We start from the raw sequence: 21,061 nt of genomic DNA on the forward strand, positions 1-21,061 counted from the left end.
CGAGGCCGGCTTTTTTCGTTCACGCCATCGGCGGCAACCGCCGCTTGACCGGCGTCTTCTTGACGATGGCCGTATTGGTCTCGGCGTGAACATTGAGCTTGTCCAGCAAGGTGTCGAGCTGTTCCATCGAGCGCACATGGAGGCGGGCGATGAAGCAGTCGTCGCCGGTCACCTTGTCGCATTCGGTGAACTCGGCGATGGCCTGGATCTGCCGCTCCACCTCCTGCAACTGCCCCGGCAGCGGGCGAATACGCACGATGGCCTGTAGCTGATAGCCAAAGCTCTTCGGGTCCACCTCGACGGTGTAGCCCCTGAGCACGCCGCGTTCCTCCAGGCGCCGAAGCCGCTCGGCGACGCTGGGGGAGGACAGCCCGCTCAGGTTCGCCAAGGCCTTGAGGGAGCGCCGTGAGTCTTCCATCAGGGCGCCGATGAGGATCTGGTCGATGTCGTCAGTCATTTCAGCTCCGTTAGGCAAATACGCCAGGTTGCCTTGATAAAAAAGGTCGAAAGGCAGTTTAGCCTTTTTCATGCCATGGAGAAGCGGTCAGTGGCCTCGGCATACTGTGCTCACTTGCTGAAGGAGCCTGAAAGATGGACAAGACCTTACGTCGCGGTTCGCTGGAAATGACCGCCGCCATGCTGATTTCCGGGACCATCGGATGGTTCGTGCTGGTTTCCGGCTTGCCGGTACTGGATGTGGTGTTCTGGCGCTGCGTGTTTGGCGCCGTCACCTTGCTGCTGATCTGCGCCGGCTTCGGCTTCCTGCGTCGCGGCATCCTCAGCCGCGCCACTTTTGGGCTGGCGGTGATCAGTGGGGTGGCGATCGTCGGCAACTGGGTGCTGTTGTTCGCTTCTTACTCTCGGGCGTCGATTGCTATCGGCACGGCGGTGTACAACATTCAGCCGTTCATGCTGGTGGGGTTGGCGGCGCTGTTTCTCGGGGAAAAGATCACCGTGCAGAAACTGGCCTGGCTGGCCTTGTCGTTCCTCGGCATGCTGGCGATCGTCAGTGCCCACGGCACTCAGGAACAAGGGGGCGATGAATACTTGCTGGGCATTGCGCTGGCGTTGGGGGCGGCACTGCTGTACGCCATCGCGGCGTTGATCATCAAGCGCCTGACCGGTACTCCACCGCACCTGATCGCGCTGATCCAGGTCAGCACCGGCGTGTTGCTGCTGGCGCCCTGGGCCAACTTCGCGGCTTTGCCTCAACAGGGCGAAGCCTGGGCCAGCCTGGTGACCCTGGGCATGGTGCACACCGGCGTGATGTACGTGTTGCTGTACAGCGCCATCCAGCGCCTGCCCACAGCGGTGACCGGGGCGCTGTCGTTCATTTACCCGATCGCGGCGATCTTCGTCGACTGGTTCGCCTTCGGTCACCGTCTGGAGCCTTTGCAATGGCTGGGTGTGGCGGCGATCCTGCTGGCGGCGGCCGGCATGCAACAGGGCTGGGGCAGCAGGCTGCGCCGTCCGGCCCTGTCGTGATGCGCCGCTGTCGGGCTAGAAGATGTAGTCGGTGGTCAGGAAGTTCGAATCGCGCGCTCGGATGATGTCGCTGATCAGTGCCTTGTTGCTCTCCTGGAATTTGGTCGCCACCAAGGTGCGTATGGAAAAGGTTCGCAGCGCATCGTGCACCGACAGCGTGCCTTCGGCGGAGTTTTTCCGGCCGTTAAACGGAAAGGTGTCCGGCCCGCGTTGGCACTGGGCATTGATGTTGATGCGCCCGACCTGGTTGGCGAAGGTGTCCACCAGCTTGCCGACTTCCGCCGGGTTGGTGCCGAAAATGCTCAGTTGCTGGCCGAAGTCGGATTCCAGGACGTAGTCGATGACGGTATTGAGATCGCGGTACGGCACGATGGGCACGACCGGGCCGAACTGTTCTTCGTGGTAGACCCGCATCGCTGTGTTCACCGGGTAGAGCACCGCCGGGTAGAAGAATGAGCTGCGGGCCTCGCCGCCGTGGGCATTGGTCACCTGCGCGCCCTTGGCGAGCGCATCGGCGACCAACGAGTGCAAGTAGTCGACCTTGCCCGATTCGGGCAGCGGCGTCAGCGCTACGCCGTCCTCCCACGGCATGCCGGGTTTCAGGGCCGCCAGGCGGGCGTTGAATTTTTCGATGAACGCCGGCGCCACATCCTCATGGACGAAGAGGATCTTCAACGCCGTGCAGCGCTGGCCGTTGAACGACAGCGAACCGGTCAGGGCCTCGCTGACGGCGTTGTCCAGGTCGACCTCGGGCAGCACCAGTCCGGGGTTTTTCGCATCCAGGCCCAGGGCCGCGCGCAGACGATGGGGGCGCGGGTGAAGTTTCTTCAGGTCGCTGGCGGCCTTGTTGGTGCCGATGAAGGCGAAGATGTCGACCTTGCCGCTGGCCATCAGTGCGCTGACGGTTTCGCGCCCACTGCCGTAGATCACGTTGATCACGCCTGCCGGGAAGCTGTCGCGGAACGCTTCGAGCAGCGGTCGTATCAGCAGCACGCCGAGCTTGGCCGGCTTGAACACGACGGTGTTGCCCATGATCAGCGCCGGAATCAGCGTGGTGAAGGTCTCATTCAGCGGATAGTTGTAGGGGCCCATGCACAAGGCGACGCCCAGGGGCACGCGGCGGATCTGCCCGAGGGTGTCCTGTTCCAGTTCGAAGCGGCTGGAGCGGCGGTCCAGTTCCTTGAGGGCATTGATGGTGTCGACGATGTAATCGCAGGTGCGGTCGAATTCTTTCTGGGAGTCCTTCAGGTTCTTGCCGATTTCCCACATCAGCAGCTTGACCACCGCTTCGCGCTGCTCGCGCATGCGCGCCAGAAAGGTTTCCACATGGCGGATGCGCTCGGCCACGCGCATCGTCGGCCATTGGCCCTGGCCGCGGTCATAAGCGCGGACGGCGGCGTCCAGGGCGGTGAGGGCGGTCTCGGCATCCAGCAGCGGCGTGCTGCCCAGGATCACTTGCTCATCGCCTTGGGCTCCGGCCAGGTACACCGGGCTGCGAACGACGGCGAGGGGGCCTTGCCAGGTCTTCAAGACCCCCTCGACCAGGTATTCGCGTTGTTCGATCTGGCCTTCGAGGCGGTAGGCCTCCGGAATCCGGTCGGCGCTGGGGAACAGGTTGGCGAGCAGGGGGGCGGTGGTCATGTCGTTACTCCATCAATGAAATGAGCCGGGGGCTTGCAGGCGTCAATCGCTTTTAGGGTTATACCCTTTAATGGAGGTGTTTTTTAAGTGAAGGATGAAACGGTGGCGGGGGAATGATCCCTCGCCACCCAGGGGCGGGCTGTGGCGGCAGGCTTTCGGGGGCAGGTGGCGGGTCTACCAACTGATCCTCACGCCAAGATTACCTGCCACGCTGCGTTGCGGGTTGCTGTCGAGGTTGTTGCTGTAGTCGGCAGCGGCGTACACGCTGACCGCAGGCGCCAAGGTGACGATGACGCCCACGCCCAGGTCGCCGGTGGAGGCCCGCTGCTGGGTCTCGACCCGGTCGCTGTCATCGAAGGTCACGGCGTCGGTGCCGGAGAACGTGTGCCAGAGGTTGGCGCGCAGGTAGGGTTCCACGGGCATGCCACTGACCTGGTAGCGGCCCTTGAGCCGGGCCCCGACCCGGCCGGTCCAGGCCCCGTCGGAATCGAATTCGACCTTGGAGATCCCATCGTTCTGGGTGTCCAGGGAGACCTTCTGATGGATGACCTGGACCTGGGGTTCGAGGACCCAGTCGGCGCTCACCGCGAACGGGTAGCCGGCCTCGGCCGAGAGCGTCAGCGCATGGCCGCGGTTATCGATCTTCACGCCGCGTTCGGAGCGGTTGTCGCCGTCCAGGCGCGTGCCCATCACGACGGCGTCGACGTAGCCGCCGGAGGAATCGGTCAGCGTCCAGTACAACCCGTAACTGTCGCCGTCGAGCTCGATCTTGCCAGCGCGACGACCCTGGAAGCCCAGGTTGAAGCCATCGACGTGGCCGTTCAATTCGGTATGGCCGACGAAGAAGCCGATTCGCTGGGTCTGGCCGCCGAACATTGGCGCGCTGTACAGGTCATTTCCGACCTGGAACCCCTTGATGGACCCATCGAGGCGTGGTGTCACGGTGCCGGCCCACGTCTGGTCCAGGTCCTTGCCATAGACCCGGCCCCAACCCGCACCGAAGGCCCCGTTCTCCGTCAGCAGGCGTTGGTCGCCCTGGCGGTCGTGGAAGGTGCCCAGGGCCATCAGCGTCAGTTGCGCCGCGGCGGGCGGCAACACCGACCAGGTGGGCACTTCCGGACGATACAACGGGATCGGCGCGGCGCCCGGCACGGCCACCGGCAACGGCGGCAAGGGTGGCGGGGTAGGTGCGTTTGGCTGTGGCGGCGGGGGAGACGCGGCCACCGGTCCGGCGACCACGGTCGAGCGTAGGTACCAGTTGTTTGCGTTGCCCGTTACGCCTCCCTTGAACAGGCGATAGTCGAACGCACCGGCCGAGACCGATTGCGCCAGGGAGAAGGCGCCGCTGTCGCTGACCGCGCCACCCTGGGCCTGGACCAGTTCGATCCCGTCCTGGGTCGTCAAGCCGCCCGCACCCCCGACATTCGTGACGGCAATGGCGGTGTTGCCGGTGAGCGTGCCGCCGTTGACCACCAGCTTGTCGCTGGGGGAACCGTCGGCGCCGAGCACCGTTTGCAGGCGCAGTTGGCCGTTGTTGCCGACATAGTTGCCCTGCACGGTGAGGCTGTCGTTGGTGCGCGTGTTGTTTCGCGTAAGGTCAATCGTCCCGCTGTTGTTGAGGGTGACCGATTGGCCAGCGGTAAACGGATTCACGCTGCCTTGGGTTGACGTCAATACGCTGCTGCTGTCGATGTTCAGCACTCCGGTGGCCGTGGCGGAGTCGCCCAGCACCAGCGTGTCGTTGAGGTCCAGGCGTGAGCCCTGGGCCAGATTGACGGTCTCCCAATTGACATAGCGGGCACCGGTGCTGGAGGTCGTGGCCTCGAACGTCAGGCTGTCCTGGCCCAACCCGCCGTCCAGGCTGGGGGTGCTGGCGAGCCGGGTTTCATCCAGGTTTTGCAGCCGCGCCGTGTCGGTGCCGTCGCCCATCAGGATGGCTGAACGAATGACGCCGCCGCTCCACTGGAACCGGTCGTTGCCGAAGCTGGTGCGCACCTCGCCATCGATTTCCCCGCCGCTGACGGTGACGCTGTCGTCACCGCCGCTGACACTCACGTTGCCACCGATGCGTCCTGCGGAGAGGATGATGGTGTCCTGGCCAAAGCCGGTCACCAGGTTGCCGAGGATCTGCCCACCCGACATGTCGAACAGGTTGTCATCGAGCTTCATGTCGACTCGGCCGATGGTGCCGCCGGTCATGCGGGCGATGTCGCCATCCTCGAAGGCCTCGACGATGGTGCCACCGGTCATCAGGAAGGTGTCGAGGCCATCGCCCTGGGCCAGGGACTGGATACTGCCACCGTGCATGACGAAGTCATCGATGCCCGAGCCCTGCTGGACATCGCCGCCGATGGTGCCGTTGGCATTGATCTCGATGTAGTCGGTGCCGGCGCCGAAGGTGACGTCGCCGGTGATGGCGCCGCTGCCATTGGCCGGCATCGTCAGGCGGTTGTTGCCGGCCAGGTCAGTCAACCCCGGGGTGCTGCCACTGTCGCAGACGTAGGCATCGTCGCCTGCGGTCGGCGTCAAGGTGCAAGCCGCCAGGGCCGGCGGGGTGTTGAGCAGGAACAGGCTTGAAACCGATAAGGCGTTGAACAGCCGATTGAATCCACGATCGCGCGAGCACATGTGCTTTCCCTCTGCAGCAGCATCCTGGAATGCCGGTTTCAGCATCGGTTGCACGACTACTGGCACACAGGACCTGGCAACGCTCGCTGTATGGGATGGGACCCTAACAACGAATAGCGAGCGTCGCTACTGTCAGAACTTACAGGTGCTTGCGCTGCGCGCGGCGCAAAATCGGGGCTACAAATGCACTTCCACCGATAACGGCAGGTGGTCGCTCAGATGGGTCCACGGCTTGGTGCCGAGTATCTGTGGCGCGTGGCTGCTGGCATTGCGCAGGTAGACGCGGTCCAGGCGCAGCAGCGGGAAACGCGCCGGATACGTCCGGGCGGGGCGGCCGTGATGGTGCTCGAAGGCCTCGTGCAGGTAGCCACGGCGGGCGAGGGTGGTGTTGCCGTGCAACTGCCAGTCGTTGAAGTCGCCGGCAATGATCACCGGGGCGTCTTCGGGCAATGAATCGAGCAGTTGGCAGAGCAGCTTGAGTTGCAGTTGGCGATGGCTTTCCAGCAGGCTCAGGTGTACGCAGATCCCGTGGACTTCGGCGTGGCCCGGGACCTCCAGCACGCAGTGCAGCAAGCCGCGGCGTTCCGGGCCGGTGATGGACACGTCGAGGTTGCGGAACTGGCGGATAGGGTATTTGGACAGCAGGGCGTTGCCGTGATGACCATCGGGGTACACCGCGTTGCGGCCGTAGGCGAAGTCATTCCACATGCTGTCGGCGAGAAATTCGTATTGGGAGGTCTGCGGCCAGTTGTCGTAGCGCGACGCATGGCGGTCATGTTCGCCCAGCACTTCCTGCAGGAACACCAGGTCGGCGCCCGTGCTGCGCACCGCTTCGCGCAACTCGGGCAGGATGAAACGGCGGTTGAGGGCGGTGAAACCCTTGTGCGTATTGACCGTCAGGACTCGTAGCCGATGAACCGCCGCAGGCGTGTCCAATGGCATGGTTTCGACGGCTCGCCAATCGGGATCTCGAGTCACGTTCACTCCTGAATCAGACGTACCTGTTCATGCGACTGATGGGAGGCTTTGGCAGTTCCGGATTTTTCCTGGGGCATTGTTGTTGCCAGGGCCGCCGCCTTCGCCAGCAAGCCCGCTCCCACACCTGATTTGCGTTGTATCCGCGTCTCAGGCCATGCGAAGCCCGATGTGGGAGCGGGCTTGCCCGCGAAGGCGGCCTTGCATCCAACAGAGAAGCCGGCGGACCCACCGCTTTCGCGAGCAAGCCCGCTCCCACACCTGATTTGCTTTGAGGTGGTCAATTTTTTCCGGACACCTCAATCGGTGTTTTTCAGGCTGCTTGCCGCTCATACTGATTGGGCGGCAAATAGCCCAAGGATGAATGGATTCGCCTTCCGTTATAGAACCGCACGATGTAGTCCGTGATGTCTTTGATCGCTTCGCCATGGTTGGCGTAATCCTTGCGCCAAACACGCTCCATCTTCAGATTCAAGAAGAAGCGCTCCATGACCGCATTGTCCCAGCAGTTGCCCTTGCGACTCATGCTGCAACGCATTCCATGTCGCGTCAGCAAGTTCTGGTAATCCGTACCGGCATACTGGCTGCCTCGATCCGAATGAGCGATCAAGCCCGGTTCAGGTTGTCTCTGCGCGATGGCCAGTTGCATCGCACTGCATACCAACTCTGCTCGCATGTGGGGTGCCATGGCCCAGCCCACGATTTTGCGTGAGTACAGGTCCATGACGGCCGCCAGGTACAGCCAGCCGCTGCGGGTACGGATGTAGGTGATGTCAGCGACCCACGACTGGTTGATGCGCTCGGGATTGAACTGGCGATTGAGCAGGTTCTCAGCCACCGGAAAATTGTGATTGCTGTCAGTGGTATGAACGAACTTGCGCTTCCAAATCGGACGCAAATCCTGTTGTTTCATCAGGCGGCGGACCTTGTTCCGTCCAACGGAGACGCCAGTGTCACGCAGCGCTTTCACCAAACGACGGCTGCCATAACAGTGTTCATTGGACACGAAGGCAGCCTTGAGCTGAGCGGAAACCGAGCACACAGGTTTTGGCTTCAAACGCCGCTGACGAGCTTCGTAAAACCCCGAACGACTGATCCGCAACACCCGGCAGATACGCGCCACCGGGTAGGCCTTGCATTGGACTTGGTGAACCAACTGGTGGATCACTTCAACTCGCGGGCAAAGAAGGCCGTAGCTTTTTTTAATATGTCATTATCCGTCTTCAGTTCGCGGACTTGCTGTTCAAGCTGGCGAATACGCTGCTGGTCGCTGGTCAATGGTTTGCCAATCCCCGTACCGCCCGACTGCTCGGTTTGATACTGCTGAACCCAGCGGCGCACGGCGGTATCGCTCAGGCCTAAATCGGTACAAACCGAGTTCACGCTCAGACCTTGATCAACAACCATCTTGCAGACCTTCAGCTTGAACTCGGCGTCGAATTTTCTGTACTTCTTAGTCATGGAATATTCCTCAATGAGTGTAGTTTCACCCATTGAGGTGTCCGGGGCTATTAGACCAGCTCACTTTGTACCCGAGCCTCAGGCCATGCAAAGCCCTATGTGGGAGCGGGCTTGCCCGCGAAGGCGGCCTCGCATCCAACAGAGAAACCGGCGGGCCCACCGCTTTCGCGAGCAAGCTCGCCCACAGGAACTGAGATTTCAGATGAAGACAATCTCGTACGGCATGCCCATGCGATCGAGGATCACCCGTGGTACCAAGGGTGCGATGCCGCTGGCCGGTTCGCCGTTGAGTTGGCTGGTGTAGGCGTACATGGCGTGACGCTTGCGGGCGGTGGTCCAGACGTCCAGGCGCAGTTTACGGGCCCGATGCCAGGGGATTTTCTTTTGCTCGCGCACCGGCCAGTGCCAGGCCCACACGGGCAGTTCGTTGAACAGCGCGCCGACGGCCTCGGCGGCCTGGGCACCGGCTCGGCCCACCGTGTCATGGTCGCTGTCACCGTCCAGGCGCCAGGTGCTGAAGACCACGTCGCCGGGTCGCAGATGTTGGCTGATGAACGCCGTCAGCTCGGCTTCGTGTTCGGCCAGGGCCTTTTCCGGAAAGCCGCCGCGCACCCATTGCAGGCCATGGGCGGGAATGCCCAGGCGGTGCAGGGCGTCGACGCTTTCCTGGGGATGGGGGCGGTGCATGCGCAAGCGTTCATCGTTCCACAACGGTGAGCCCGGATGGCCGATGTCGCCATCGGAAACCGAGATCAACAACATGGGATGGGCCAGATTGCTCAGCAACTGGAGCAAGCCGCCACAGGCCCCGACCTCATCGCCCGGATGCGGGGCGAGGATCACGGCGCGGGCGCCGGCAGGCACCAGGGTCTGGGTACTGATAATGGGAATGTCGGCCAGTTGCGGCGCACTGTTCCATATTTGCGGGTGCTGCCGACTGTTAAGGCGAGAGGCGGGTTTCATGGGGAAGACGTCCTTGTGGTATTCAATCCTGCGGCCTTGCACCGAGCATACCGCCCGATGTGGCGCATCATGTCACGATTGCCATTGGCGGCGCTCCTGATCCTGGAGTCTACCGCAAGCGAAGTATTGACCATGCCGGTCGATTCGTCGCGTGGCATCGGTGTCTGAACCGTACTTTTTTCTTTCAACTGGGCCTATAAAAAAGAAGGCCACATCTGTGTGGCCCTCGTTTTTCAATGGCTTAACTCCAATAGTTAATCTTCTTCCTCACGTTGCAGCTCGAACAACAGCAGCGAGCGCCCAGTCACCGAGTATTCGGACTCGAACTCGAACCGTTCCTGGCCACGCACGGTGGGCTGGTTGGTGTCGACCAGGCACGTCCAGAAACTGCCTTCAGGCACTTCAGGCAGGCGGAAGTTGACGATGTCGTGGTGCGCATTGACCACCAACAGCAACGTCGCATCGCCGCCTTTGCGCCGGATCCCGGTTTCCTGGGCGCGACCGTCCATCAACATGCCCAGGCACCGACCGTGGCTGTCCTGCCATTGCTCGACGGTCATTTCGTTGCCATCGGGTGCCAGCCAGGTCACGTCCTTGACGCCGATGTCCTCGTTGTAATTGCCCACCAGGAACCGTCCGCGCCGCAGGATCGGGTAGGCCAGACGCAACTTGATCAAGCGCTTGACGAATTTGAGCAGCGCCGCGCCGTCCTCGCTCAGATCCCAATTGACCCAACCGATCTCGCTGTCCTGGCAGTAAGCATTGTTATTGCCGTGCTGGGTGCGGGCGAACTCGTCCCCGGCGACGATCATCGGCGTGCCCTGGGCAAACAGCAGCGTGGCGAAGAAGTTGCGCATCTGCCGATGGCGCAGCGCGTTGATCTGCGGATCGTCCGTCGGCCCTTCGACGCCATGGTTCCAGGACAGGTTGTTGTTGCTGCCGTCCTGGTTGTTCTCGTCGTTGGCCTCGTTGTGCTTGTCGTTGTACGACACCAGGTCATTGAGGGTAAAACCGTCGTGGGCAGTGACGAAGTTCACCGAGGCGTAAGGGCGTCGGCCCCGCTGGTTGAACATCTCGCCGGACGCGGTCATGCGGCTGGCAAAGTCGGCCAGTTGGCCGTCGTCGCCTTTCCAGAAGGCGCGCACGGTGTCGCGGAACTTGTCGTTCCATTCCATCCAACCGGGCGGGAACCCCCCGACCTGATAGCCACCGGGGCCGCAGTCCCAGGGCTCGGCGATCATCTTCACCTGGCGCAGCACCGGGTCCTGTCGGCAGGCGACGAGGAAGCTGTGGCGCTCATCGAAGCCATCGTGGTAGCGGCCGAGAATGGTGGCCAGGTCGAAGCGGAAGCCGTCGACGTGCATTTCCGTGGCCCAGTAGCGCAGGGAGTCGGTGACCATCTGCAAGACGCACGGGTGGCTCAGGTCCAGGGTGTTGCCGGTGCCGGAGTCGTTGATGTAGTAGCGCTTGTCGTCAGGCATCAGCCGGTAGTACGAGGCGTTGTCGATGCCGCGCATGGACAGGGTCGGGCCTTGTTCGTTGCCTTCGGCAGTGTGGTTGTAGACCACGTCGAGGATGACTTCGAGGTTGGCTTCATGCAGGTGCGCGACCATCTCCTTGAACTCGGCGATCTTGCCGCTGGCCAGGTAGCGCGGGTCCGGGGCGAAGAAGGCGATGCTGTTATAGCCCCAGTAGTTGGTCATGCCCTTGTGCAGCAGGTGCTGGTCGTTGACGAAACCGTGGATCGGCAACAGTTCGACCGACGACACGCCGAGCTTGCGGATGTGTTCGAGCACGTCGTCGACCATCAACCCGGCGAAGGTGCCGCGCAGGTTCTCCGGCACCGAGGGATGGCGCATGCTGATGCCGCGCACGTGGGTCTCGTACAGGATGGTCTTGTCCCATGGCACGCTGACGCGGTGGTCGTGGCCCCAGGTGTGCGCCGGGTCGATGACCTTGCACTTGGGCACGAAGGGCGCGCTGTCGCGCTCATCGAAGCTGAGGTCGCCGTCAGGGTGGCCGATGGTGTAGCCGAACAGTGCCTCGGACCACTTCAGCTCACCCACCAACTGCTTGGCGTACGGGTCGATCAGCAGCTTGTTGGGGTTGAAACGATGGCCGTTCTCCGGGTCGTACGGGCCATAGACCCGATAGCCGTAGATCAGGCCAGGGTGGGCATCGGGCAGATAGCCGTGGTAAATCTCGTCGGTGTACTCCGGCAGCTCGATACGTTCGAGTTCGACTTCGCCGGCATCGTCGAAAATGCACAGCTCGACTTTGGTGGCGTTGGCCGAAAACAGCGCGAAATTGACCCCGAGGCCATCCCAGGTCGCACCAAGCGGAAAAGGCAGCCCTTCACGAATCCGCGAAGCCTCGATAACAGGCGGCGGCGTGGTTTTTTTTGGACGGGTCATAGTTGCTCCTGCAAAAGACAGACAGTTACGGCAAAGCGATCGGTTCAAGGTCCGTTGATTCAAGGGTCGTCCCGGGCGCACGACCCCTGGGGCGAGGAAGATTCATCCCCGCCGAGGCGCAACGCGGCCCGGGCCTGGGCTGCTGAGCAGCCCAGCGAGAGCAGGCTCCCTCGCCACAGTGGTACATCAACAGGCGCACTGCGTGAGCGTTGTGATTACACCGCCGGAGGCTTACGGGCCGCCCGTGGTTTTTTCTCGGCCGGTTTTTCAATCGCCGAGTTGGCTGCCGCAGGTTTGGCGGCGGGCTTGGCCTTGGGGCAGCGGCCTTCGGTGCCGGCTTGGCCGCGGGTTTGGCGGCAGGCTTGGCGCCGTCGGCCTTGGCAGCAGGAGCCTTGCCTGCGGCCTTGGGCGGTTTGCTCGGGGCCAGGGCTTCGGCTTCCGCCAGTTTGCGCGCCATCTCCCAGTGGCGTTTTTCGTGCCCGGTAGGCTTACCTTCGGACTCCCAGATCTGGTAGGCGAATTCGCGAATACGTTTATCGTCGGTACTCATCGCAGTGCTCCTGACAACTCAAGATTGGATAAAGACATTGACCGGGAAATCCCCCAGCGCGGCGCTGACCATCAGCTCCCCTTGGGGTGTGACTGCTGTGCTTGAAAAAAGTCCCTTCAGTTTTCCCTCCTGGGTGGCGAACGGTAATGACACACGGGTATCGCCCCAGTCCGAGGCGGCCACCTGCGGCTGCGCACTGTTTTCCAGCAAGCGGGCAGCATGGATCGGCACCACGACGACCGCCCGTTGCTGCCCGTGCTCGCGCATGAACGCCAGCACCCGGCGGGCTTGCTCGCCAACCACTTCCAGCGGTTGGTAGCGGCCTTGCTGGAACAACTGCGGGCATTGGGCGCGCAGGGCCAGCGTCCTGGCGATGAGCGCCTGTTTGACCCGGCCATTGCGCCAGTCGCGCAGCAACCCCGCCGGCGTGCTGTCGGCCTGTAGTCCTTCGCGACGCGCCTGGAAGTCCACCGGGCGCCGGTTGTCCGGGTCCACCAGGCTGAAATCCCAGAACTCGTTGCCTTGGTACAAGTCCGGCACGCCGGGCACGGTCATGCGCAGCAAGGTTTGCGCCAGGCTGTTCAGCGCCCCCGCTGGCGCAATGGCCTGGACTGCCTCGGCGATGGCACTGCGCAGCGGCAGCCCTTCATCGCCCAGCAACAGGCGTTCGAGAAACATCTGGGTCGCTTGTTCATAGGCGTCGTTGACCGCCGCCCAACTGCTTTGCAGCTTGGCTTCGCGCAGGGCCTTGCGCTGCCACTGCCAGAGGCGTTCGTTGTACTCGGCCAGGGCCTTGTGGTCCTGGATGTCCAGGTCCAGCGGCCAGCTCCCCAACAGCGCCTGGTACAGGATCAGTTCATCACCAGCCGAAGGCGCCGCCGGGTCGCTGTGCAGCGAAGGCGCGAGGATGCGCCATTGCTCCACGCTGGCGGTGTACCAGTCGGCGCGTTCACTGAGCACGGCCAGCCTGGCGCGGGTGTCTTCGCCACGCTTGTGGTCGTGGGTCGCGGTGGTCATCAGGTTGTCGGGGAAATGTTCGAGCCGCTCAAGGCAAGCGTCGTGGAATGCCTGGGGCGGGGCGCTGAACAGTTCGGTGTTGTAGCCCACATCGTTACGCGACAACAGCACGGCCGAGCGATACAGCGCGGTGTCTTCCACGGCTTTGGCGGCGGCCGGCGAGGTCAGTTGCTGGAAGCGGACACAGGCATGGCGCAGGCGCTTGCGCTGGGGACCGCGGGGGCGTTGGCGCCAGGGCATGCCACCGAGCCAGCCGGCCAGGCAATCGAGCACTGGCCAATCGGCTTCGCTGAGGGTTTGCCGGGCGCCTTCCAGGGCCTGGTTGAAAAACGCCTCGTCTTCGGCCGAGCGTCCCAAAGGGCTGATGTAGGTGCGGTACACCGGGAAATGCACGATCAGTTCCTGCAACGCCCGGCGAATCGCGCCCAGGGTCAGGTCGCGGGTCATCACGTCGTCCCGCGCCACTTGCAGCAGGGCCTGGGCGACGCTTTCGAAGTCCCCGGCGAGGGAGCCGTTGAGGATCTGCTGGCGGGCCAGCCGGGCTTCCTCGATGAAGTGCGCCGGTCGCTCGCTCTGGCGGCTCCAGAACTCGGCAAGCGGTTCGGCACCGGCGGGGTCGTGTTGCAGCAACGAGATCTGGTTCATGAACTCGTAGCCGGTGCTGCCGTCGACGTTCCAGTCCCGACGCAAGGTCTCGCCGTCGCCAAGGATCTTCTCGATGAAGATGGGCAGGTGCCGCGACGGGGACAGGGCATCGAGTCGCCGGCGCAGCTTGCGGCTGTAGCCCCGTGGATCGGCCAGCCCATCGATGTGGTCGATGCGCAGCCCATCCACCAGGCCTTCGCTAATCAGCTGGAAGATCTTCGCATGGGTCGCTTCGAACACGGCCGGGCGCTCGACCCGCAACCCACCCAGTTCGTTGACATCGAAAAACCGTCGCCAGTTGATGTCATCCGCGGCCGTGCGCCAGCTGGCGAGCCGGTAGCTCTGGCGTTCCAGCAGTTGGTGCAGGCGCTCGAAGCCTTCCGGTTGGGTGCAATCGTAGTTGCGCAGGTTGTCCTCGATGGCGGCGAGGATATCCGGAGCTGTCGCCAGTTCGCGCAATTGCACCTGTAGCGGGCGGGCGAGGGTGTGGGCGTCGGTCTGGTAGTTCAGCGTGGTGAAGCGTTCGGCCAGCGCCTTGAGGGCTTCGGCCCGTTCGCCAGGCAGGTCGTCGGTGGGCTTGAGCAACTCGCCATAGTGCATCGGGCAGATGGGGAAATGGTGCTCGTAGTGTTCGACATAGAAGCTGCCTTGCGCGGCATTGAAGCGCAGTTGCAGGGTGCCTTCCTGCAAGGCAACGCCATAGTCGCTGCCCAGGAACGGCAACAGCAACTGGCCTTCCAGCAATGGGTCGGGAGAGTGCCACTGGATGTCGAAGAATTCGCCATACGGGCTCAGGCGTCCCCATTCCAGCAGGTCCAGCCACCAGGGGTTGTCGTTGCCACCGACCGCCATGTGGTTGGAGACGATGTCGAGGATCAGCCCCATCCGGTGCTCGCGAAGGGTCGCCACCAGACGTCGCAAGGCGTCCTCGCCGCCCAGTTCCGGGTTTACCAGGGTCGGGTCGACCACGTCGTAGCCGTGCATGGAGCCGGCACGGGCCTTGAGTAGCGGGGAGGCATAGATATGGCTGATGCCCAGCGCGGCGAAGTACGGCACCTGCGCGACGGCATCGTCCAGGGTGAAGCCTTTATGAAATTGCAGGCGAATGGTCGCCCGCAGTGGTTGGATCGTAGGCAGATTCATCGGTCACGCTCGTTCGCCTGGAGTCGCGCACAGGCAAGTATTTCCAGGCGCCGGGCGGCGTCCGGGTGATCCAGCAACGCCTGGCTGTCGTGGGCCAGGCGGCGGCGCCAATTGGGATGGGTATCGATGGTGCCGGGCAGGTTGGCCTGCTCTTCGATACCCAGGGCATCTTCGAGTGGCAACAGCACCAGCGGCGCACGGGTGTGGCCGAGAAAGCGCACGCTGGCGTCCAGCACCTGGTCGGTCTCGCGGTGTTCTTCGCGAAAGTTCTGTGGGTCCTGGTTCAGCACGCTGCGCAGGCCTTCGCGTTCACGTTCACGGTGCTTGCGCCAGTCTATTTCCGTGTGGGAGTCGATCAGGTCCAGCCGCGCATTCCAATCGATGTCGTGCCCGTGCCACCAACCATTGAGGGTCGGCAGGTCATGGGTGCTGGTGGTCGCCAGCGCGTTGTCCGGCCAGTCGAGGATCGGCTTGAAGTGGGTGTTGTCCTGTTCGAACAACAGCACGCGCATGCCCAGGATCGACCGGGCGCTGAGTTTTTCCCGCAGGCCGTCCGGCACGGTGCCGAGGTCTTCGCCGAGCACGATGGCCTGGTGACGGTGGGATTCGAGTGCCAGCAGGCGCAGCAGGTCGTCCACCGGGTAATACAGATAGGCGCCGTCCGAAGGCGGGGCGTCATTGGGGATCACCCACAGGCGTTGCAGGCCCATGACGTGGTCGATGCGCAAGCCACCGGCGTGGGCGAAGTTGGCCCGCAGCATCTCGATGAATGCGCGAAAACCGTTGCGCACCAGCCCTTCGGGGGAGAACGCCGAGATTCCCCAGCCCTGGCCGGAGCGGTTGAGAATGTCGGGCGGTGCGCCCACGGTCAGCGAGGCGAGCAATTCATCCTGACGGCTCCAGGCCTGGCTGCCGGCTCCGTCGGCCCCCACCGCGAGGTCGGCGATCAGGCCAATGCCCATGCCACTGGATTTGGCGGCGCTCTGGGCGCGCTCCAGGCAGCGGGCGATCAGCCATTGGCAAAAGGCATAGAAACCGATTTCATCGGCGTTTTCTTCGGCGAAATGCGCCAGCACGGCGCTGCGCGGGTTGCGCCATTCCTCCGGCCACTGCCGCCAGTCGAGGCTTTCGCCGCGGGCGGCGCGTTCGGCCTGCAAGGCTTCGAAGCGACAGTGGTTTTCCAGGGCCTCGCCGCTGGCGTGGCGGAAACTGCTGAAGTCTTCGTGCAAGGGGTGTTCGCCCTGGCTGAAACCGTCGTACAGCGCCCGCAGGACCTTCTGCTTGGCCTCGGCCGCCACCGGCCAGTCGACCAGGGGTTGGTCTTCCAGCTTTTGCAGTTGGTTGGCAAGGCCCGTTGCATCGATGGCGGTGCGCAGGGCGCGCTCGCCCAGGATGGTGCCTGGCGCCGCGTACAGACTGTTGAGAAACAACCGGCTGGACGGCGAATAAGGGCTGTAGCGACCCGTGTCGCTGCTGAACATTGCGTGCATCGGACTGATGGCGATGGCCTCGGCACCGCGCTCACCGGCCACCCGTGCCAGGTCTTCCAGGGCCTGGGTGTCACCGAAACCGCCGTCACCGGGGCGCCGTAGCGCATACAGTTGGGCACTCAGGCCCCAGGTCCGTGGCGCTGGATCGTTTACCGCATCGGCGACGCTGTAGCAGCGCGCCGGCGCGACCGCCAGGGTGAAGTGCTGCCCGTCGATGCTGACGTGCTGGTAACCCACCGGCAGCATGCCCGGCAGCCTGGCGTCGGCGTCGAGCTTGAGGTTCAGCGTGGCGCCATCCTCCTGGCGGACCTCGCAGGGGGTGCCGGCCTCGAAGTAACGACTCAAGTCGACACTGACACCAACATCGGCCGTGAGCAGCGGTGGCAATTGATGGTTCTGTTGCTCCTGCTGCAATTGCAGCAGGCTGGCGTCGATTTCCTGGGCACTGCCGGCAGGGTGGCCGAGGCCCGTCAGGACCGAGCGCAAGACGGCGGGCGAGACTTTCTGGGCCCGGCCGTTGGCATCGATCCAATCCACCGCGAGGCCCGCCCGGCCGGCGAGGATTTCCAGTTGCGCATCGCTCATGGGCGCTCTCCAGTGATGGTGGGCAACGGGGCCGCCTGTGTCAGGCTGACCAGCGCGCTGCAGGGCGCAAGGTGGCCCTGTTGCAACAGACCCATGGCGTGGGGCGGATGTTCGAAAAGAATGCGTGGGTCCTCGGCGGCGGTATGCGCCACCGGCTCGGCGCTGAGGTTGAGGTCGATGCGCAGCACACTGCCGTCGCCCAACTGCCAGCGGGCACTGACGGCGCCCAGGCCGAGCACGTCCGTTTCCAGCGCGTGGGCGCCGGGCAGGCGTGGGACGATTTCTTCGCGCCGGATCTTCAGCAGGCTGCGATACAGCGTCTCGCGGGCCAGTTGTTCCGGTTCATGGGCCTCCAGGTTCGGGCGCGAGGCTTCGAAGGTGGTGGCCGCGTTGGGATCGGGAATCCGCTCGCGCTGTTGCGGGTCGGCGAAGGCGCTGAAGGCCTTGAACTCATTGCGTCGGCCTTCACGCACCAATTGCGCCAGTTCGCCGTGATGACTGGTGAAGAACAGGAAAGGCTGTGGCGCAATCACCTCATCGCCCATGAACAGCAGCGGAATCATCGGCGAGAGCAGCAACAGGACCGTCGCAGCTTGCAAGGCCTGGGGCGGGGCCAGTTGATGCAGGCGCTCACCGAGGGCGCGGTTGCCGATCTGGTCGTGGTTCTGCAGGAACAGCACGAACGCGCTGGGCGGCAGGTGCCCGCTGGGTTCGCCTCGTGGCTCACCGTGGCGGTTGATGTGGCCCTGGAAGACGAAACCCTGGCTCAGGCAGCGTGCCAATTGTTCGGTGGGCTGCTCGGCGTAGTCGGCGTAATAGGCGTCGGTCTCGCCGGTCAGTAACACGTGCAAGGCATTGTGGCCGTCGTCGTTCCACTGGGCATCGTAGCCTTGCTCCAGCAGGCTGGCCTGGTTGTGCTCGTTTTCCACGGTCAGCCAGACGTGCCGGGTCGGGTCCACTTGTTCGCGCACCCGCGCCGCGAGCTCCTGGAGAAAATCCGGGTCTTCGATGGCGTGCACGGCGTCGAGGCGCAGGCCGTCAAAACGGTACTCCAGCAACCACATGAGCGCGTTGTCGATGAAGAAGTCCCGGACTTCGCGGCGGCGAAAATCGATCGCCGCGCCCCAAGGCGTGTGTTTGTCTTCGCGAAAGAACCCCTTGGCATAGCGGTGCAGGTAATTGCCGTCGGGACCGAAGTGGTTGTAGACCACGTCGAGGATCACCGCCAGACCGTGGCCATGGGCGCTGTCGATCAGGTGCTTGAGCTGCTCCGGCGTGCCGTAGGAGGCTTGTGGCGCGTAGGGCAGGACGCCGTCGTAGCCCCAGTTGCGGTCGCCGGGAAACTGCGCCAGCGGCATCAGTTCGATGGCGGTGACCCCGAGCCCGGCCAGGCGCGCCAGGTGCTGCTCGACCCCCTCGAAACCACCGAGGGCGCCAACGTGCAGTTCGTAGATGACGGCGTCGTACCAGGGCCGGCCGGACCAGTGGGTGTGGCGCCATTGGTAGGCATGGGGGTCGACCACCACGCTGTGGCGGTCGATATCGCCGGCCTGGGCGCGGGAGGCCGGGTCCGGCACCTCCAGCTCGCCGTCGATGTTGAAGCGGTAGCGGGTGCCGGCGGGGCAACGGGTCTGGATCATGAACCAGCCGTCGGCCTGGGGCAGCAGGGGGATTGAATCTCCAGAGTCGAATTCGACACTGACAAAAAAAGCATCCGGTGCCCAGAGGGCGAAGCGGGTGTGCTCGTTATCGAGCATCACCGCGCCGTGGGTCCATGTATCAGGCGTCCTTGACGACATCGTTACCTCATTGTCTGGCCGATTTACCCAGTGATTTAGCCACCAGCTGTTCGTAGAGTTCGGCGTAGGGCTCCACCGCCTTGCTCCAGTTGAAAGGTGCCGACATGGCCCGGCAACGCATGGCATTGAGCAGATCAGGGAATTCGAAGACCTTGAAGGCCCGGCTCAGGGCCTCCTTGTAGCTGTCGACGGTGGACTCGTCGAACAGGAAACCGGTGACGCCGTCCTCGATGGTGTCCGCCAGCCCGCCGGTGTTGCGTGCCACCGGCAGCGAGCCGAAGCGCTGCGCGTACATCTGGCTCAGGCCGCAAGGCTCGTAGCGCGACGGCATCAGCAAAAAGTCGCTGCCGGCGAACATCCGCCGCGCATCGGTTTCGTTGAAGCCGATGCGCACGCCGATCCGGCCGGGGAAACGCAGCGCCAGTTCGCGCATGGCTTGTTCTTCCTCCGGCTCGCCACGGCCGATGATCGCGATCTGGCCGCCCGACTCGACGATAAACTCGGCGACCGCCTCGGTCAGGTCCAGGCCTTTCTGGTACACCAGGCGCGAGACCACGGCGAACAGCGGCCCGGTGCAATCGTCCAGGCCGAACAGCTCGCGTACATGGGCGGCGTTGACGGCCTTGCCTTCCCAGTCGCCGATGGCGAACTGGCGGAACAGGTGCGAGTCGGTCGCCGCGTCCCAGCTTTCGTCAATGCCGTTGGGGATGCCGCTGAGCAGGCCCTGCTGGGTCTTGGCCGCCAGGAAGCCATCGAGCCCGCAACCGAAGGTGGGGGTGGTGATTTCCTGGGCATAGGTGGCGCTGACGGTGGTGATGTGGCTGGAGTAGGCCATGCCCGCCTTGAGGAACGACAGCTTGCCGTAGAACTCCATGCCTTCCTGTTGCAAGGCGTGTTCGGGAATGCCCAGCTCCGGGCAGCACGCCAGGCTCACCACGCCCTGGTAGGCCAGGTTGTGAATGGTGAACAGGGTGGGGGTCCGTTGGCCGCGCCAGTGCATGTAGGCCGGCGCCAGTCCAGCCGGCCAATCGTGGGCATGGACCAGGTCGGGGCACCAGTGGATCTGGGCGAGGTTGGCGGCGATGTCGGCGGCCGCCAGGCCCAGGCGGGCGAAGCGAATGTGGTTGTCCGGCCAGTCGCGACCGTTGTTGGCGCCATAGGGCGAGCCTTCGCGGGCATACAGCTCGGGGCAAATCAGGACGTAGATCACCAAGCCGTCGGCCATGTCCATGCGGCCGATCTTGCACGGCGGCAGCGCGGCGTGGCCGCCCAGTTCGCCGATGATGTGGATCGGATTGCCGCTGTTCATCACCTGCGGATAGCCGGGAATCAGTACCCGCACATCATGCAGGCCAGCCATGGCCCGGGGCAGCGCCGAAGACACGTCGCCCAACCCGCCGGTTTTCACCAGGTCGGCGATTTCCGACGTGACGAACAAGACCTTCTTGCGATTGGGGTTGTGGCGAACGACGGGGAGCAGTGCCTTGCCGCCGGTGGCGAGCACCGGAGCCGTCGGCGAATCGGCCGCCGGCGGTAATTGAGAACGGACCTGTTGTGGTTCCAAGGCAGCACTGATCATAAATCTCTCCTGTTTTCTCGATCTGTTTCCGGCATGCGCCAGAGCTGTTGTTACATTGGCCAAATCCTGCGGCCAGGCGCACAAGCGCTACGCAAGGTAAGCAAAGCGCTGCCCAATGCGGCGAAGCGAATCAGGTGGGAGGGCCGTTGCAAGGACTGCACCAGCCGCTGTTACCCTTCCATTACCCTGACCTGTAGCCGTTGCGAAAAGTTTCGACTTTTTTTCGTCTGGATGACCGGTCGGTATTACCCCCGGTTCGCGAGTCTAGGTCAGAAGCTAGAGCGCTGCGGTGCGCTTCGTCGAATTGTCCGACAATCACGTTTTTTGTCGGCAATGTCTTACACGACAGCGCGAAAGACGCGCCGACGAAGTGCATGTTTCTGAAATCAAAACCGTGTAGAGGGCATGCCGTGTTTTATAGCGGCGCGCGATGGGATGGCGTCGCGCACCATTAAGGGGCGTGAGCGATGGAAGCTTTTTGATGGCTCGTGCGCTGTCGAAAAACTACTGGTGAACGACAGGCTGGGGCGGTGATGTTGGCTGGGATGGCGTCTTCGCGGGCAAGCCCGCTCCCACAAGGATCGTTGCCAGGTGGGGGTTTTGTGGACATGCCCCATTCAATTGTGGGAGCGGGCTTGCCCGCGAAAGCGGTCTGTCTGGGGCGGTGATGCTGGCTGGGACGGCCT

General features: G+C 63.5%; 12 protein-coding genes and 1 pseudogene. 1 reads left to right on the plus strand and 12 read right to left on the minus strand.

What is annotated here, in order from left to right:
- Nucleotides 1-19: 19 nt before the first annotated feature.
- The gene (locus tag KI241_RS12315) at nt 20-457 is read right to left on the minus strand and encodes an Lrp/AsnC family transcriptional regulator (protein WP_042732546.1); all 438 of its coding nucleotides are present in this window, start codon (nt 455-457) and stop codon (nt 20-22) included.
- 134 nt (nt 458-591) lie between these two features.
- On the opposite strand from KI241_RS12315, the gene KI241_RS12320 reads away from it, so the two are divergent.
- Complete coding sequence (locus tag KI241_RS12320; RefSeq protein ID WP_042732545.1) at nt 592-1,485, plus strand: DMT family transporter; 894 nt, start codon at nt 592-594, stop codon at nt 1,483-1,485.
- Nucleotides 1,486-1,500: 15 nt separating this feature from the next.
- Here KI241_RS12320 and KI241_RS12325 read toward each other — a convergent pair whose 3' ends face one another.
- The 11 genes and pseudogenes from KI241_RS12325 to glgA all read right to left on the minus strand — a co-directional run bounded on the left by KI241_RS12325 (nt 1,501) and on the right by glgA (nt 20,375).
- Nucleotides 1,501-3,126 carry an NADP-dependent glyceraldehyde-3-phosphate dehydrogenase gene (locus tag KI241_RS12325; RefSeq protein ID WP_047738156.1) on the minus strand — a complete coding sequence of 542 codons (1,626 nt, stop codon included), beginning with the start codon at nt 3,124-3,126 and terminating at the stop codon, nt 1,501-1,503.
- A 174-nt stretch (nt 3,127-3,300) separates the two neighbouring features.
- On the minus strand, nt 3,301-5,754 hold the full coding sequence (locus KI241_RS12330; RefSeq protein WP_212803759.1) for an autotransporter outer membrane beta-barrel domain-containing protein: 2,454 nt from the start codon (nt 5,752-5,754) through the stop codon (nt 3,301-3,303).
- 177 nt (nt 5,755-5,931) lie between these two features.
- Nucleotides 5,932-6,732 (minus strand): endonuclease/exonuclease/phosphatase family protein, encoded by an 801-nt coding sequence (locus KI241_RS12335; protein WP_042730655.1) that lies wholly within the window; start codon nt 6,730-6,732, stop codon nt 5,932-5,934.
- 310 nt (nt 6,733-7,042) lie between these two features.
- Nucleotides 7,043-8,190 (minus strand): IS3 family transposase gene (locus tag KI241_RS12340; protein ID WP_144419424.1). Its coding sequence is split into 2 segments (ribosomal slippage): nt 7,043-7,935 and nt 7,935-8,190, totalling 1,149 coding nucleotides; the frame shifts between segments, so codons are not numbered across the junction.
- Nucleotides 8,191-8,388: 198 nt separating this feature from the next.
- Nucleotides 8,389-9,153, minus strand: a complete 765-nt coding sequence (locus KI241_RS12345; RefSeq protein ID WP_042730656.1) for a PIG-L family deacetylase — start codon at nt 9,151-9,153, stop codon at nt 8,389-8,391.
- A gap of 254 nt (nt 9,154-9,407) precedes the next feature.
- On the minus strand, nt 9,408-11,567 hold the full coding sequence (glgX, locus tag KI241_RS12350) for a glycogen debranching protein GlgX (protein ID WP_042730657.1): 2,160 nt from the start codon (nt 11,565-11,567) through the stop codon (nt 9,408-9,410).
- A gap of 215 nt (nt 11,568-11,782) precedes the next feature.
- A pseudogene (locus KI241_RS12355) lies at nt 11,783-12,117 on the minus strand (DUF2934 domain-containing protein).
- 18 nt (nt 12,118-12,135) lie between these two features.
- Nucleotides 12,136-14,922 (minus strand): malto-oligosyltrehalose synthase, encoded by a 2,787-nt coding sequence (locus KI241_RS12360; protein WP_042730659.1) that lies wholly within the window; start codon nt 14,920-14,922, stop codon nt 12,136-12,138.
- Nucleotides 14,919-16,997: a 4-alpha-glucanotransferase gene (gene malQ, locus KI241_RS12365; protein WP_123579961.1), complete on the minus strand. Its 2,079-nt coding sequence runs from the start codon at nt 16,995-16,997 to the stop codon at nt 14,919-14,921. The genes KI241_RS12360 and malQ overlap by 4 nt, the downstream gene beginning before the upstream one ends.
- Nucleotides 16,994-18,796: a malto-oligosyltrehalose trehalohydrolase gene (treZ, locus tag KI241_RS12370; RefSeq protein WP_212803760.1), complete on the minus strand. Its 1,803-nt coding sequence runs from the start codon at nt 18,794-18,796 to the stop codon at nt 16,994-16,996. The genes malQ and treZ overlap by 4 nt, the downstream gene beginning before the upstream one ends.
- A 7-nt stretch (nt 18,797-18,803) precedes the next feature.
- Complete coding sequence (gene glgA, locus KI241_RS12375; protein WP_042730662.1) at nt 18,804-20,375, minus strand: glycogen synthase GlgA; 1,572 nt, start codon at nt 20,373-20,375, stop codon at nt 18,804-18,806.
- Nucleotides 20,376-21,061: the final 686 nt, after the last annotated feature.

This window comes from Pseudomonas sp. Cab53 (assembly GCF_018325965.1).
Taxonomy (GTDB): Bacteria; Pseudomonadota; Gammaproteobacteria; order Pseudomonadales; family Pseudomonadaceae; genus Aquipseudomonas; species Aquipseudomonas chlororaphis_E.

Coding starts and splice junctions, on each gene's coding strand:
- KI241_RS12315 (WP_042732546.1), bottom strand. CDS start 457: ATGACTGACGACATCGACCAGATCCTCATCGGCGCCCTGATGGAAGAC.
- KI241_RS12320 (WP_042732545.1), top strand. CDS start 592: ATGGACAAGACCTTACGTCGCGGTTCGCTGGAAATGACCGCCGCCATG.
- KI241_RS12325 (WP_047738156.1), bottom strand. CDS start 3,126: ATGACCACCGCCCCCCTGCTCGCCAACCTGTTCCCCAGCGCCGACCGG.
- KI241_RS12330 (WP_212803759.1), bottom strand. CDS start 5,754: ATGTGCTCGCGCGATCGTGGATTCAATCGGCTGTTCAACGCCTTATCG.
- KI241_RS12345 (WP_042730656.1), bottom strand. CDS start 9,153: ATGAAACCCGCCTCTCGCCTTAACAGTCGGCAGCACCCGCAAATATGG.
- glgX (WP_042730657.1), bottom strand. CDS start 11,567: ATGACCCGTCCAAAAAAAACCACGCCGCCGCCTGTTATCGAGGCTTCG.
- KI241_RS12360 (WP_042730659.1), bottom strand. CDS start 14,922: ATGAATCTGCCTACGATCCAACCACTGCGGGCGACCATTCGCCTGCAA.
- malQ (WP_123579961.1), bottom strand. CDS start 16,997: ATGAGCGATGCGCAACTGGAAATCCTCGCCGGCCGGGCGGGCCTCGCG.
- treZ (WP_212803760.1), bottom strand. CDS start 18,796: ATGTCGTCAAGGACGCCTGATACATGGACCCACGGCGCGGTGATGCTC.
- glgA (WP_042730662.1), bottom strand. CDS start 20,375: ATGATCAGTGCTGCCTTGGAACCACAACAGGTCCGTTCTCAATTACCG.